Consider the following 14,267-nt stretch of genomic DNA (forward strand, 5'->3'; position numbering starts at 1 on the left):
CGGGCCAGACGAGGGGCCGGCGAGAAGAGGGGAAGCAGAGGGGGTGGGGAGATGCGCTCGGGGCGCGGGAGATCGCCGCGGCGGCGGCCCGCCCGGGCGGTGCCCTGGCGGGGTGGCGTCAGATGACGCGGCGGGCGGCGAGAATCGTCCAGTCCTTGATCGGGGTGATCCGGACCGGCTTTGATGTGCGCGGTGCCTCGATCACGAGGCCCTCGCCGATGTACATGCCGACATGCTCAGGCCGGGCGGCGGTGCCGCGGCTGAAGATGAGGTCACCGGGCTTGAGCTGGGCGGGCGAGACCGCCTTGCCCTCGTTGACCTGCGTGTACGTGGTGCGGGAGAGCGTGACGCCGGCGTGCGCGTACGCCTGCTGCATCAGCGAGCTGCAGTCGCAGCGGCCCATCGGGTCCGGGCCGTGGGCGTTGGTGCAGGCTCCGCCCCACTGGTAGAGGGTGCCGAGCTGGTGCATCGCCCACTCGATGGCCTTGCGCGCCTTCGGGTGGGCGTCCTTGGGGATCTTGTATCCCTTCGGGACGCTGCCCTCGGGGATCGGGCCGAAGCCGGAGCCGTCCTGGCCCGGAGCACACCCGGTGGTGCCGGCTCCCGGGTCCTTGCCTGGGTTCGGCTCCTTGGCGTCCTTGTTGTTGCCGGCGCCGGGGAAGGTCTTGGCGATGGCTTCCTGCAGCGCGGTGGCCAGGTGCTCCCAATGCGCGTAGGCGTCCGGCAGGCCGGACTGCTGGACGGCTTGGGCGGCTTGGGTGACGGTCATCTGCTGCCAGCCGTGCACCTTGAGCAGGTGCTTGTAGAACTGCTCGCTCGCGTACGTCGGGTCACGGATCTGCTCGGCGGTGCCCCAGCCCTGGGAGGGACGCTGCTGGAACAACCCAAGACTGTCCCTGTCGCCGTAGTTGAGGTTGCGCAGCCGCGACTCCTGCATCGCCGTGGCGAGCGCGATGACCTGGCCCTTTTTGGGGACGTGGAGGCTGATACCGGTGGCTACGATCGTCTGGGCATTGGGAACCTGCTCGGCGGGCAGGTCCAGGCCCTCGACGTGGGCGTTCTTGCCGGACGCCCCGTCGAGGATCTTGGTGACCTGCTCGGCGACCTTGCTGGTGTCGATGTCGTTCAGGCAGATGAGGGAGCTGCTGCTGCTTTGAACGGCGTCGGCGGAGGACGCCATCATCATGCCGGTGCCGGCGAGCAGGAGCGGGGAGAGGAAGACGACGCCGATGCCGGCGGCGAGCGCCTTCAACCGGAGCGGACCGCTCGTGGGTCAGCGAGGTCGGGCAGGGGTGGGTAGCGAGACGTCATGAGCGTGTCCTTCGGGGGTGCGGTGTCCGGCGTGCCGCGTGCGCGAGGCGTGGTGGAAGGGCGCGGCGGCCGGGGTGGGCGATCAAGGCGGACCGATGCGGGGCGAGTTGCCGCTCGCTCCAGCTGGCCGGGCCGTGAGCTAGGTGTGCCGGGGCAAGGGGGTACCTCCGTGAGGTGTGGCGGGGGAGTAGCCAGCGGCGGTGTGCGCCGGGCGGTTCAAAAACAGTAGATGCGGATTGGCGGTTGACCAAAAAGCTGGCGCGAGGTGCCGGAATCCGGCACCCTCGCATGGCACTTCTTGGTCGTCGGCGGATTCGCCTCTACAGTTTTTGGACTCCCCCTCGCCTCCTCGGTCTGCGGCCCTGGGCTTCTGCACGCCCACTTCCGGCCTGCGAGGACTCCTGTGCGAGGCGGCTAGTTCCCACCGTGAATCCGCACCCGAATAGGGGCCCCTCTTTGCCTTTTTCCCTTCACCAGGGCGACGCCCTGGCCGTTCTCTCTGGCCTTCCGGACGGCTGCGTCGACTCCGTCATCACCGACCCGCCGTACAACAGCGGTGGCCGGACCGCGAAGGAGCGCACCACCCGCTCCGCGAAGCAGAAGTACACCTCCGCCGATGCCAAGAACGATCTTGCCGACTTCACGGGCGAGAACATGGACCAGAGGTCCTACGCGTTCTGGCTGACGCAGATCATGACGGAAGCGCACCGTCTGACGAAGACCGGCGGGACCGCGCTGTTGTTCACCGACTGGCGTCAGCTCCCGACGACGACGGACGCGATCCAGGCCGCCGGGTGGCTGTGGCGCGGCGTGCTTGCCTGGCACAAGCCGCAGGCCAGGCCGCAGAAGGGCCGGTTCACCCAGAACTGCGAATTCATCGTCTGGGCCAGTAAGGGGCCGATCGACGGCTCCCGGAACCCGGTCTATCTGCCCGGCATGTACTCGGCGTCGCAGCCCTCGGGCGCGCAGCGCCGGCACATCACGCAGAAGCCGGTCGAGGTGATGCGCGAGCTGGTCAAGATCAGCCCCGAGGGCGGCACGGTCCTCGACTTCTGCGCCGGCTCCGGCTCCACGGGCGTGGCCGCTCTGCTGGAAGGCCGGGACTTCATCGGCGTGGAGAAGACCGAGCACTACGCGACGATCGCGGCCGACCGGCTCACCGAGACGATCCGCGAAACCCTCACGCAGGACGACGTGGACCTTACCGGCTGAGCCCCGTCCTTGCCTGCTGCCAAGGCGACCGGCTCCCCAAGCGTAGCCGCCGGCGCAATACCGCCGCAGTGGCCGTGCAGCTCGCCGGATGGGCCGCGCGCAGACGCTTCCGTCCTTTTCTCATCCCGTGTCTCGTAGGAGGCCGAGCTTTTCAATGCCCGAATCAACAAAGTCGCCTGACGATGGCGAGTTGGAGCCGGTTCGTATTCCGGATCGACAGCTGGAGGGAATCGAGGCGAGCGTGCGGCGGCTCATGGAGCAGTCGGCGCACCAGGCTCAGCAGCTCGACCACCTCGCGTCCGCCCCGCCGCCCAGCGGATCACCGTTCGCCGCCTTCGGCATGCCAGGACTCGGCGGGCCGCCTCCCGCCGCTCCACCGGAGCCCCGCCCGATCCTGGAACTCGACGGAGAAGAACGCGAGGACGAACTCGACGCCCTGTCCGACTGGGTGGATGACTTCTTCCTCCCGGTGTACGGGGCGGAGGTCACCACCGCGGCACCCTGGTGCCTGCAGTGGCAGGAGCACGACGACGTCGTGGCCTGGCTCCACGCCCTGTGGCTCGCCTACCAGCAGCACAAGGATCCCGAAGCCGGGCTGTCCGGCCTGTTCGTGTGGCACCGGGACTTCCTCACCCACACCGTCGCGGCGATCCGCGCGCCGGGTGGGCCGCTGTCGGCCTGCATGACCTCGCCCGACCGGCCCGCGCACCGCCTTCTGCCCGGTCCGCCGCCGTCCGTGCGCACGGAGACGGCGAACACGACACAAGCCGCCGAACCGGACGAGCCGACGTCATGACCGCGGGAGCGGGACAGCCCGCCTTCGGACTCAGTTTCGACCCCCGCGCGCTGACCGATCTCCTCCAGGCCCCCAGCGACATCCGCGACCTCACCCTCGCCTACCTGCAGGAAGTCGTGAACGCGCAGCGCTTCGGCCTGCGTCTCGACGGTGACCTGGAGGGATTCCGGAAGCTGTTCGTGGACTCGCGCAAGGACTGGCGCGTCGTCTACGGCGTCCGCCCGGCACCCGCGGAGTCCGCGCATCCCAAGGAGATCCACGTCGTCGCCATCCGGCCGCGAGCAGGCAACGACGTCTACGACGAGGTCGGCCGCCGCCTGGGGATGACCCGCCGGCCGCTGAGCGCCCGCACCCACGCGGCACGCTCGCGTTCCCCGCAGCTGACCACCCGCGCTCCCGTGCCCCGGCCCGGTCCGCCGCCCACCGCACTGCCGGGGCTGCCCCGTCCCGCCCCAAACCCCGCGCACCATCACACCCGCTGAACGCACCGAGGTCCGCCTATGCCCCCTCCACCCGCGCCGACACCAGGTCGGCGCGCGGTCTCCCCGCTCGAGCACCGCCTCCAAGCCGTCACCGGGCACGACATCGACACCCTGTGGGCCTACCGCGACCGCGGCGTCCTCGACGAGCAGCACGCCCACCTGGTCGACCGGCACCGTGAACTGGCCAAGGCCCAGACCAGCGTCACCTTCTACCTCCGGCTCCTCAACCGCCTGTCCAGCGGCGAGTTCGACGTCGACAGCGCCCTGTTCACGCGCATCGACCGCACCGTGGACCAGCTGGAAGAGGCCGCCGCCGCGCGGGACGCCGCCGCCCGGGCGGTGCTCGCCGCCCTGGAGCCCATCGAAGCCGCAGCGGCGGCTTCCGCGCCCGACGCACGGCAGCTCTCGACGGATGACCAGGCGGCGCTGCTCGCCATCGCCGGCGGCGCCAAGCTCTACGAACACCTGCTGACCGGCCGGATGTCCGTCACAGCCGCCTCCGGTACCCGCATCCCCCACGCCAAGCTGCAGCAGTTGGAGGACGCCGGCCTGGTCGTCCGGGACACCGGCCACCACGTGCACGCAGGCCAGCCGGTCGCGCTCACTGACGCCGGACGGGCCGCGCTGTTCGCCGCCCGCCGGGCTCCCACGGTGCAGGCGCCGAAGGTCCCGGCTCGCCCCGGCGCATCGCGGCCCACCCCGGCGCAGCGGCGCTGACTTCACCGAAAGGCCCTTGTTGTCTCCCACCGACCCGGCGCCGGACCGGAAGTCCCTCCCCGAAGTCGACTTCGACCTGGACGACCTCGACGCCGACGAGGAGAAATACCTCGACTTCTACCGCAAGGTCGCCGTCCACGAGGACATGCTCGTTCCCCTCGCCGAACACCACGACGGCCCGCACAGCTACTACGTCCTGTTCGACCGCACCACCACCTGGGGGCACCCCGGCATGCCGCAGGTGCTCGCCGTGCATCTGCAACGGGACCGCGAGAAGCGGACGTTCAGCTTCGAGCATGCCCCTCTGCCGCTGCCCGCGATGGCGCAGTCCTGGCTCATCCACCGTGGCTGTCCGTCCGATGCCATCGCCCTCGCCCCACTGGGCCCGCCGCCAGCGGACGAGGCCACGCGCGCGCTGGAGTTGCGCCTCGCCGGCGACGGCGACCACTACGCCATGGGCTACTCCTACACCAGCGACGACCCGGACGACATGGTCATCGTCGTGGCCCTGCGTGCCCTGGACGAGCGAGCTCCCTCGCCGTTCCGCGTCGTGGTCGAAGAGGTGGACACCGAGACGTGGACGCACACCCTGCGCGAGGGCGGCTTCGACACGCTCGGCGAGGCACTGCAGTGGTGCGACGACCGCCTCGCGGGCGAGGCCGGCCCTCTTCCGCCGGTCCGCCCAGCAGCCGCAGTTAGCCGCCCGGCCGGCTTGCCGAAGGCTCCTGCCCCGCGCCCGCCCGGCCGCTCACGCTGAGCGTCAAAGCCGACCAGGGCGGCGCAACATAGCCGACGATCGCCGGTTAGCCAAACCGGCGAATATCCGGACTCTTATACAGCCGGCGGGACAACACCCGCGGCACCTTCCCCGCAATCCCTATGCCTTCCCGGAGGTTTCTTCCGCATGCGCTCCACCCGAATTGCCATATCCGCAGCCATGCTCGGCGCACTCGCTCTGCCTGTGCTGTCCGCCACCACCGCCAGCGCGACCCCCGCGAGCAGCTGCTCGTCCCAGCCGCCGCTGCCGTACGAGGTACACACCAAGGCCGTGACCATCCGGTCCAAGGCCACCACGAAGTCCACCGCGCTCGGCGTGCTCTACAAGAGCCACAAGTTCACCGTGCACAAGAAGAGCGGCAACTGGCTCTACATCACGGACAAGACCACCGGGGTACAGGGCTGGGTCTCCGGAACGTACGTCTACCGCGACGTCCGAATGTGCCTGGACTGACAGAGCCCAGCAGGTGCCCGTAAGCGGCTCAGCCACCGGGTACGGCAGCCCCTCCCACCCCAGGGATCGGCCTTTCCAGAACAGGAGATTTCCCTTTGCCCGATGGCATATCCGATGAGTCTGAGGATGTCGTGGGCGTGCTCACCGAACGGATCGAAGCGCGCTTCGACATGGGCATGGACCAGTTGAAGGCCGCGGTCGCCGCCGCGCCGACCGCGAATCCCGATGCCACCGACGTCGTCAAGTGGCATGGCCTTCTCGTCGAGGCCCAGTCCGTGCTGGAGCGTGCGGAGGACGACCTCCTCGCTGCGCTGCAAACCCAGCCCAGCGAGATCGACGATCCGACGATGGGCCTCGCCCACCGGGTGAACGCGGCCGTCACCGCCCGCGACGGCCGAGCCATGGTCGTGCGCTGGCTCCTCGACCCGGACGCCCCGGGGAAGAAGGACCTCGCCGCCCAGCGCCTCGCCCGCCTCCGGCCCCGAACCGGCCCGGCGGTGCAGACCAGCGCTCCCCACCGGCCCGCCGGCACAGCCGCACCGGCATCGGCGTGGCGGCCGGCAAGGACCGCCCGATGAGCCGGGACAAGGCCAGCACCATGGACGCCGACCTGCAGAAGGTCTTCGGCAACCCGCTACCCGAGCTGTACGAGACGGCTGCCAGCCCAGGTGTCTCGCCCGCGCTCGCCCGTGCCCTGGAGCTGCGTTCGTTCCTGGCGCTCACCGAGGAGCAGGTCGCCCGCGTCCGCGACCGCGTCCACGCCGACATGGACCCGGACCGCGACATGGGCGAACTGTCGGCGGACAAGCTCCGCTTCGACGCGCAGTGGCTGGAAGCCGCACTGGAGGCCCGCGACGGCTACCGCGCCGCCCTCGGCGGACTGCTGCGCACCATGCCCCCGCCTGCCCAGCAGGCTCGGCCCGTACGAACGGCTCAGCTCAGGGCCACCGCAACCCTGCCCCCGTCTGCTGCCCCGGCACCGCAGCGTGCCGGGGCGGCCCGGGCCCGCCGACCGTGAAAGCCCACGCTTGCCCCACCTCACGTCCACCGACATAGCCGGACGGATCGAGGACTTGTACGGCGCGCCGCTCGCCGACCTCGAAGCCCACGCCCAGGACCAGCCGCCCGGCATGCTCTCCGCCTTGCTCGGCATGCACGACGACCTCGCCCTCGCCGAGCGCAGCATCGACGTCCACCGCGACCACCTCGCCCGGCTCATCCACCCCGAGCGGCAGATCGACCCGCACGAGGTCTCCCACCTCCTCGACGGTGCACGCCGGCTCGCCGAAGCCGTCGCCGTCCGCGACGTCCAGGCCAAGTCGGTCGCCGCCGTCCTGCAGAGCCTGGCCCGCGTCCCGGCTTCGACGCCTACCCCTCCGGCTCCCTCGCCGTCCGTTCCAGCTCCGCCTCTACCGGTGCCGAGCCCGGCACACAGCCGCTGACCCAGGCGATCTCTCTCTTTCCTTCACCCAGGAGTTCCTCCCTTGGCCATCACCGCTCTGCCCCCTGACACCGACGCCGACATCGCCCGGGTCACCGAGGCCCTCGCCATGATCACCCCACGCTGGAACGTGAGGATCCTCCTGGCCCTCTCCGGCCCGCCGCTGCGCTACAGCGAGCTGGCGGCCAAGGTGTCCTGGCTGCAGAACGGCCAGCTCCACCCCAAGCTCAAGTCTCTGTGCGACGCCGGACTCGTCGAACGCACCGAACACACCGCACGGCACGTGAGCTACCGCCACACCGAACGTGGCGCGGCCCTGCTGCCGGTCCTGCCGGTGATCGTCACCTGGGCCGAGGAACACCTGGAGAAGGCGGACGGTCCGCTGCCCGCGATCGAGCAGATCGAGGACGGCCTCACCCTGCTCACCCGGCGCCACGCCGCCGCCATCCTGTGGGTGCTCAAGTCCCGACAGGAGGTCAGCGGCCGGGCTCTGGCCCGGATCGTGATGCCCAGCAGCGACTGGACCAACATTTATCCGCCGCTGCGGCAGCTCGTCGCCGACGGCCTGGTCGACACCGACGGCATCGGCCAGCCCTACCGGCTGTCCGCAGCCGGCGACGGCCTTGGCCCCGTGCTCGGCGCCCTGTCCGCCTGGTCCGCCGGGCAGAGCCTCGACCAGGCGGCCCAACACCCGGTCTGGGGACACCCGCAGGCGAAGCCCGCGCCGAGGCCGTGGCTCAGCAGCCAGCCACGGCCGACCCCCGCGGCGCTCCCACCCGCTCGCACGACCGCATCCTCTCCGGCGTGGCACCACCGCGATCTCTTCTCGCACGCTACGACCGCCCGCCCGAAGGCAGCCATCCCGGCGGGAGGCCCGCGCCGATGAGCACCCCCTTCACCCCTGCCGAAGTACGCCACGCCGTCGAACTTCTCGCCTCGCGCTCCTTGATCCGCCTGGTCACCGAGATCGACGACAACGGCGCCATACCGCCGCGACGGCTGGCCGGCACCCTGCACGACCTCTCCACGCACCAACTGCGAAGCGCCTCCGACACGGCCCGCGCCCACGGCCTCGTCCGGATCGCACCCGGCTCCGGTCTCGAACTTACCGAGGCAGGAGCGGAGTTGGCCGACCTGTACGACGCGATGGCTCGCTGGGCCCGGCGTCACGCCGTCCCGGCCCCCGTCTGCGAGTTCAGCCGCCGTATCCGGCACGTCCTCGACCTGTTGGCACCGTCGCTCTCCACCGAGCGCGCCGACGCTCTCTCTCCGCTGACCGGCGACGGTGCCGAGGCGGGGCTGGCCCGTCCCCGCACCCTCCTGATCCAGTGGCTGGCCGACAATCCCAAGGTGGCCAGGGTGCCCGAGCCTGAGCCGGTCGCGTGAGCGCAACGGTCACACCGCGGCACGCACGCCACACCGGCGGGCTGATGCGCAGCATCTACCTGCCGCGCACGGCGGACGCGTTGGCGTTCGCGATGTCCACCTACGGCATCCCGCTGCTTGTCCTAGCCACGACGCGATCCGCTGCGCTGACGGGCGCCGCCTTCGCCCTGGAGTGGATTCCGCGGCTGGCTGCGTTCGGGTGGGCCGGCTCGGTCGTTGACCGGCGCGGTGCCTCGGTGGTCTTCCACCTTGCCTCCCTGGGGAGGGCGCTGGCCTTCGCCGCTGGCGCGGTCCTGCTCCACCTCCACCCGTCCGGCACCGTGGCGGGCGCGAGCGTGATGGTGCTTGCGGCGACGACCGGCGTGCTCACCGAGTTCAGCTATATCGCGGCCGAGACCGCGGGCGCCGCCGCCGGACGGCGAGCAGGACGGCGGGCCCACCGTGTCCAGGCCGTCCTACTTGGCATCGACCAGACCGCAACCATGGCCGGGCCGGCGTTCGCCGCAGTGCTCCTGCTCGCCGGGCCGCCGCCGATGCTCGCAATGATCAGCGTGCTCTCGCTGCTGGCTGCCATGCTCGCCCTGCGCACCCCGCCCTCGCCCGTGGCACCGGCCCGCGCGCCGAAGGGGCAGTCCGGCGCCGGACTGCTCACCGGGTGGCGCACCATCCGCTCGCTGCCCGCGCTCGGCTGGCTCGTGACCGGGCTGACCCTGTCCAACCTGGCCACCGGCCTTCTCCAAGCGGCCGGCCCCGTGATCGTCGTCAAGCACTTCGGGCAGTCCACCACCGCCGTCGGCCTCGTCTGGTCCGCCGCTGCCGCAGCGACGCTCCTCAGCGTCACATTCTGCCGGTTTGCGATCGACCGCCTCGGTCTGTGGCCGGTCGGCGCCGCCTGCGCCGCCCTCGCCTCACTCGGCTGTCTCGCCGCCGCCCAGGCCCCCGACTACCGGTCCTACCTCGTCCTAGTCGCGGTCCTCATGGCGGGCGAAGGAGGCATGACGGTCGTCCTGCGCACCCTGCGCTCCCGCCTGATCCCTCCGGAGAAGTTCGGCAGCACCCTGTCGGCGACCATCCTCATCCTCCTGCTGCCCTTCCCCGTCGCCGGCGTACTCACCGCGCTCGCCCCGCCCGACGCACTGGGACACGTCATCACCGCATGCGCCGCCCTGCAGGCCATCGGCCTGTTCTGCTCCTTCGCCCGCCTTCGCACCGATCCCGTCCTGCGCACCTGACCCTGCTGCGTCCTCAGCCTGTGGAGAACTTCATGTCTATCGCCGCCCTCGGATCGCACCGCGCGACCGGTCGCACCATCACCGAGCAGTTCCACGCCTTCGACGCCCACAACCCGAACGTCTACCGGGCCCTGGAACGCATGGCCGCCCGCCGTCTGGCCTCCGGCGCCACACGCGTCGGCGTGAAGGACCTCTTCGAGGACCTGCGCCGCCAACTCCCGTACGGGGTCGCCGGGCTGAACAACAACTTCACCGCCCTCTACGCCCGTCGGCTGATCAGCGAAAACCCGCACTGGGCTGCGGCGTTCGAGTTGCGCCGCCGTCGTGCCGACTGACAGCTCCCGGTTTCCTCCCGCCTAAGCATCCTCGGCCGGCACCGACTTCGCCGCTCTGCTCCGCCGGCCCCGCTCGCGGCGGCTGCTCGCCGGACACTCAGCGGCCCTGCGCCGCCGAGGGCCGCCGTCCACATATCCCTGCCCCCTCTTTAGATTCTGAGGAGCCTGTTCTTGCCCGACCGTCCTGTCGTCCTGGTCGTCGCCGCATCCGACATGGAGGCCGAGGCGTACCGCGGGTACTGCCTTCAGTCCGTGGCCGCCGTCTACGACGTCGTCCTGATCACCGGCGAAGAGCCCTCGTGGGAGACGCCGTACCTGCGGGACTGCGTGGTCGTGTCCGATCCGACCGACCAGGCGGCGCTGTCCGCCGCCGGCCGGGACCTGGCCGACCGCTACGACCTTGCCGGCGTGTTCACGTGGACCGAGTGGTACCTCGTCCCGGTCGCCCGCCTCGCCCGCCAGCTCGGCCTGCCCACCACTGCCCCGGAAGCCATGCAGGCATGCCGCAACAAAGCCACCTCCCGTACGTTGTTCGCCCAGCACGGGGTTCCGTCGGCAGCCTCGGTGAGCGTGCGCACGCGTGCCGAGGCCCAGGTGGCGGCCGAGCGGATCGGCTACCCGGTCGTGCTGAAGCCCGCCGCGCACGCGGCCAGCATCGGGGTGATCCGCGCCGACACCCCCGAACAGCTCACCGCCGCCTTCGCGTTCGCCGACCAGGCGGCCGGGCTGGGACTCGAGTCCACCAGCGTGCTGGTGGAGGAGTATCTCGACGGACCCGAGGTGTCGGCCGAGTGTGTCACCAACGGCGGTGAGACCACCGTGGTGGCCGTCACCCGCAAGACGGTCAGCGCCCCGCCGTATTTCGAGGAACTGGCCCACTCGGTCGACGCCGCCGACCCACTGCTCGACGTGGTCGCACCGGCGGCACGCGCCGCGATCCACGCCCTGGGAATCACCGACGGCGTCTCCCATGTCGAGATGCGGCTGGTCGACGGCCGGCCGCGGCTGGTCGAGGTCAACGGCCGGATCGCCGGTGACATGATCGGCCATCTCGTCCAGCTCGCCACCGGCATCGACCTGCCGCGCACCGCCGCCGACATCGCCTGCGGCCGTGCCCCCGACCTCACCCCGACCCGGTCCTCGGCCGCCGCGATGCAGCTGCTCTACCCTGACACCTCCGGCACCTTGCTCCGCCTCGGATTCGACGGCGTCAGCCCGCGCTGGTTGGAACGCGTGCACTTCCAGCACCAGGTCGGCGACCAGCTGCTCCTCCCGGCCGACGGCGGCAACATGTTCACCGCCCGTATCGGCTACCTGATCACCACCGCGCCCACCGCGGACCTCGCACAGGCCCGCGCCAAGCAGGCTGTGCGCCATCTGCAGGTCGCCCTGGTGCCGCACACGGCCGACGAGCCTGCTGCGGGTGGCCGCCCCGCATGACCCGCGCCGACGCTTCCGTGCGCCGCAGCCGTGTCCTGCTGACCAGCTACTTCCTCGGCCTGGGCGTGGTGATGGCGGTCTGGGGCGCCCGGATGCCGGCCGTCCAGCACGCCGCTCACCTCACCACCGCCGGCCTGTCGCTCGTCCTGCTCGCCGCCGCTGTCGGCATGGTTGCCGGACTGCAGGCCGGCGGCCGACTCGCCCGGCCCGACCGACTTCCCCTGCTCCTGATTGGCGGAGCTGTCGCACTGGGAGCGGCTCTCGCCGTGCTGGGGCAGTGCCGGACGCTGACCTCGCTACTCGCGGCGGCTGTCACCTTCGGTGCCGCGCACGGTGTCCTGGACGTCGCCGCCAATACCGCGGCGGTTCGCTGCCAGAACGCCGCCAGCCGGCCGGTCATGTCCTCCCTGCACGCCGCGTACTCGATCGGTGCCCTGGGCGGTGCCGCCCTGGCCGCTGCCACTGCGCGCACAGCCCACAGCGCCGTGTTTATGGCCACCGGCCTCGCGCTGACCGCGACCGTGCTCGTGGCCGGGCCGCGCACCCTCGCGCTGAGCGGCGCCGACCAGCCCAAGCCGCCGGAGCCCCAGGGGGCCGGTCAGGGCCGGGCGGGAGGTGTGTGGCTGTTGGGTGCGCTGGCGGCTGCGAGCCTGCTGGGGGAGGGGGCGGCGGCCGACTGGGCCGCAGTACACCTGCACACGCTGCACGCCACAACCGCCCTCAGCGCGACAGCGTTTGCCCTCTACAGCATGGGCATGGCGATCGGCCGGCTCACCGGCGACTGGCTCACGACCCGCTTCGGCGCTCCTGCCGTGGTCCGCACCGGCGCTGCGCTCGCCGCCGGCGGACTGACCACCGGCGTCCTGGTCGGCAGCGTGCTTGCGGCGCTGGCCGGCTGGGCGGTCTTCGGGCTCGGCCTGTCCAGCACCGTCCCCTCCCTGATCACCGCCGCCGGCAGACACGGCCCGAGGGCCGTCGCCACGGTCTCCGTCACCGGCTACCTCGGCCTCCTCGCTGGCCCCGCCGTCATCGGCGCCCTCGCCAGCGCCACCACCTTGCCCACGGCCCTGCTGCTGCCCGCACTCCTCGCAGCCGCTCTCGCCGCCCTCACCCGCCGAGCCCTGGAGAACACCGCCCCTTGACCCGCCCCACCGGCCCCGACGCCGTCATCCTTGACTACAACGGCGTCCTCGGCCTGCAGCCCACCCGCGCCCAGTGGCTACGGCTGGCCCGTACCGCTTCCTGGCCCGAAGCCGATCTCGCAGGGTTCCAGCGTGCCTTCTGGAACGCCCGCGACCTCTACGACGCCGGCCAGCTCAGCGACCTGGCGTACTGGGCCCGCGTCCTCGGCGCCCACCCCGGCCCCCGCCTGCTGCGCGAACTCCTCGCCGCAGAAACCGACATGTGGACCGCGATCGACGCCAGCGTCGTGTCCGTCCTACGCCGCGCCCATGCCACTGGACTGCCGATGGTGCTGTTGTCCAACGCACCCGCCCACCTCAGTACCGTGCTCGACACCCACGACTGGCGCCGCATGATGACCCAGGCGCTCTACTCCGCCCGCCTGCAGCTGTGCAAGCCCGACCCGGCCACCTACCAGCAGGCGCTGCAGGCCACCGGGGTGAGCGATCCACGACGCGTGCTGTTCGTGGACGACCGCCCCGACAACTGCCAGGCCGCCGCCCGGTTGGGCCTGCGCAGGCTGCACTACACCGGCTCCACCGACGCCCTCCGAGCAGCTTTGCTGCCCGCTGATTGACCCATCCGCCCCGTCGCCACTCAGGAACCCGTGTCCCTCCACGACGACCTTCACGCGCTCGACGGAGACGTCTTCGTCTCACCGCGCCATCTCGCCAGCAGTACCAGTACCGGCGACCTGGCCCTCGCCCCGCTCCTCGACCATGGCTGGGACATCCAGCACGACGACCTCGGCAACGTGTACGTCAATGCCCCCGACCGGCGCGTGCGCCTTGGCTACCTGCCCGAAGGCGAGGACGACGGACTCTGGCGCATCAACGCCTACAAGGATCCATTCGGATCGCCGACATGGGGCGTGTGTTTCAACGACCGCGTCCCCACCGAGTTCGTCCAGGCGTTCACCACCGCGCTCGCCACCGCCTACGAGCAGGGGCCGGACGCCTTCCTCGCCAGGCCGGTCACCGGGATCGACGAGCACGATCCCTTCTTCGCCGTCGTGCCTCTCCTGCAGCAGGGATGGGAGATCGACCGTCCCCGCTGGGGCGTGTTCGCCGTCCAGGCCCCGGACGGCCTCGCCGGTCTGGAGTTCACCACCGGGGACCTCGATCGGGAAGCCGAGCTGACTACCCGTGACGCCCGCTGGCAGCTGTGGGCGGGCAAGTCCATCGACCGGCCCGTCTGGTACGCGACGGCCAGCACCGACACCCCCGTCGCCCTGCTCACCGCAGTCACCCGGTGCGTCGCCGATCCGACCCCGCTGCCCCGGTGGCGTCAGGACACCCTCAGCTACATCGAGGGCATGGCCCAGCTCACCCCCATCATCCCGCCACAGCCGCCGGCCCCAACCCCGCTTGACGTGCAGCGGGCTGCCGCATCCCGCCGTCCGGCAGCGCTCCCTGCGGCCAGCGTCCCGCGCTGGAGCACCACCAGCCGGCAGGCCCTGCCCGGCCCGCGCCGATGAAGCCGGCCCGTCCCCGACCGGAGAT

General features: G+C 71.3%; 18 protein-coding genes. 17 read left to right on the forward strand and 1 reads right to left on the reverse strand.

The window, feature by feature from the left end:
• Window positions 1-118 precede the first annotated feature (118 nt).
• Entirely contained in the window at window positions 119-1,252 is a 1,134-nt protein-coding gene (locus tag ACIBJF_RS06700) for a C40 family peptidase (protein WP_399172610.1), read from the reverse strand.
• A 515-nt stretch (window positions 1,253-1,767) separates the two neighbouring features.
• Between ACIBJF_RS06700 and ACIBJF_RS06705 the strand changes: the two genes are divergently transcribed.
• The 17 genes from ACIBJF_RS06705 to ACIBJF_RS06785 all read left to right on the forward strand — a co-directional run bounded on the left by ACIBJF_RS06705 (window position 1,768) and on the right by ACIBJF_RS06785 (window position 14,242).
• Window positions 1,768-2,523 carry a DNA-methyltransferase gene (locus tag ACIBJF_RS06705; protein ID WP_399172611.1) on the forward strand — a complete coding sequence of 252 codons (756 nt, stop codon included), beginning with the start codon at window positions 1,768-1,770 and terminating at the stop codon, window positions 2,521-2,523.
• A 253-nt stretch (window positions 2,524-2,776) separates the two neighbouring features.
• Window positions 2,777-3,319 carry a DUF4913 domain-containing protein gene (locus ACIBJF_RS06710; RefSeq protein ID WP_399172753.1) on the forward strand — a complete coding sequence of 181 codons (543 nt, stop codon included), beginning with the start codon at window positions 2,777-2,779 and terminating at the stop codon, window positions 3,317-3,319.
• On the forward strand, window positions 3,316-3,801 hold the full coding sequence (locus ACIBJF_RS06715; RefSeq protein ID WP_061915839.1) for a hypothetical protein: 486 nt from the start codon (window positions 3,316-3,318) through the stop codon (window positions 3,799-3,801). The genes ACIBJF_RS06710 and ACIBJF_RS06715 overlap by 4 nt, the downstream gene beginning before the upstream one ends.
• A gap of 18 nt (window positions 3,802-3,819) precedes the next feature.
• On the forward strand, window positions 3,820-4,518 hold the full coding sequence (locus ACIBJF_RS06720) for a hypothetical protein (protein WP_399172612.1): 699 nt from the start codon (window positions 3,820-3,822) through the stop codon (window positions 4,516-4,518).
• Window positions 4,519-4,534: 16 nt separating this feature from the next.
• On the forward strand, window positions 4,535-5,275 hold the full coding sequence (locus ACIBJF_RS06725; RefSeq protein WP_399172613.1) for a hypothetical protein: 741 nt from the start codon (window positions 4,535-4,537) through the stop codon (window positions 5,273-5,275).
• 147 nt (window positions 5,276-5,422) lie between these two features.
• Window positions 5,423-5,749 (forward strand): SH3 domain-containing protein, encoded by a 327-nt coding sequence (locus ACIBJF_RS06730; RefSeq protein ID WP_399172614.1) that lies wholly within the window; start codon window positions 5,423-5,425, stop codon window positions 5,747-5,749.
• 95 nt (window positions 5,750-5,844) lie between these two features.
• Window positions 5,845-6,327, forward strand: a complete 483-nt coding sequence (locus ACIBJF_RS06735) for a hypothetical protein (protein WP_061915850.1) — start codon at window positions 5,845-5,847, stop codon at window positions 6,325-6,327.
• Complete coding sequence (locus ACIBJF_RS06740; RefSeq protein WP_399172615.1) at window positions 6,324-6,767, forward strand: hypothetical protein; 444 nt, start codon at window positions 6,324-6,326, stop codon at window positions 6,765-6,767. Before ACIBJF_RS06735 ends, ACIBJF_RS06740 begins: the two co-directional genes overlap by 4 nt.
• Before the next feature lie 10 nt (window positions 6,768-6,777).
• The gene (locus ACIBJF_RS06745) at window positions 6,778-7,191 is read left to right on the forward strand and encodes a hypothetical protein (protein WP_399172616.1); all 414 of its coding nucleotides are present in this window, start codon (window positions 6,778-6,780) and stop codon (window positions 7,189-7,191) included.
• 42 nt (window positions 7,192-7,233) lie between these two features.
• Complete coding sequence (locus ACIBJF_RS06750) at window positions 7,234-8,076, forward strand: winged helix-turn-helix transcriptional regulator (protein ID WP_006143148.1); 843 nt, start codon at window positions 7,234-7,236, stop codon at window positions 8,074-8,076.
• Window positions 8,073-8,576, forward strand: coding sequence for a regulator (locus ACIBJF_RS06755; RefSeq protein ID WP_399172617.1), 504 nt, complete (start codon window positions 8,073-8,075; stop codon window positions 8,574-8,576). Before ACIBJF_RS06750 ends, ACIBJF_RS06755 begins: the two co-directional genes overlap by 4 nt.
• Window positions 8,573-9,808, forward strand: coding sequence for an MFS transporter (locus ACIBJF_RS06760; RefSeq protein WP_399172618.1), 1,236 nt, complete (start codon window positions 8,573-8,575; stop codon window positions 9,806-9,808). The genes ACIBJF_RS06755 and ACIBJF_RS06760 overlap by 4 nt, the downstream gene beginning before the upstream one ends.
• Before the next feature lie 32 nt (window positions 9,809-9,840).
• The gene (locus ACIBJF_RS06765; RefSeq protein ID WP_040896681.1) at window positions 9,841-10,143 is read left to right on the forward strand and encodes a hypothetical protein; all 303 of its coding nucleotides are present in this window, start codon (window positions 9,841-9,843) and stop codon (window positions 10,141-10,143) included.
• A 213-nt stretch (window positions 10,144-10,356) separates the two neighbouring features.
• Window positions 10,357-11,583 (forward strand): ATP-grasp domain-containing protein, encoded by a 1,227-nt coding sequence (locus tag ACIBJF_RS06770; RefSeq protein WP_399172754.1) that lies wholly within the window; start codon window positions 10,357-10,359, stop codon window positions 11,581-11,583.
• Window positions 11,580-12,725, forward strand: coding sequence for an MFS transporter (locus tag ACIBJF_RS06775; protein WP_399172619.1), 1,146 nt, complete (start codon window positions 11,580-11,582; stop codon window positions 12,723-12,725). The genes ACIBJF_RS06770 and ACIBJF_RS06775 overlap by 4 nt, the downstream gene beginning before the upstream one ends.
• A complete protein-coding gene (locus tag ACIBJF_RS06780; RefSeq protein ID WP_399172620.1) occupies window positions 12,722-13,342 on the forward strand; it encodes an HAD family hydrolase in 621 nt (206 codons plus the stop codon). Before ACIBJF_RS06775 ends, ACIBJF_RS06780 begins: the two co-directional genes overlap by 4 nt.
• 30 nt (window positions 13,343-13,372) lie before the next feature.
• Window positions 13,373-14,242 carry a DUF317 domain-containing protein gene (locus tag ACIBJF_RS06785; protein WP_399172621.1) on the forward strand — a complete coding sequence of 290 codons (870 nt, stop codon included), beginning with the start codon at window positions 13,373-13,375 and terminating at the stop codon, window positions 14,240-14,242.
• Window positions 14,243-14,267: the final 25 nt, after the last annotated feature.

The sequence above is a fragment of the Streptomyces sp. NPDC050743 genome, assembly GCF_044456925.1.
In the GTDB taxonomy this organism is placed as follows: domain Bacteria; phylum Actinomycetota; class Actinomycetes; order Streptomycetales; family Streptomycetaceae; genus Streptomyces.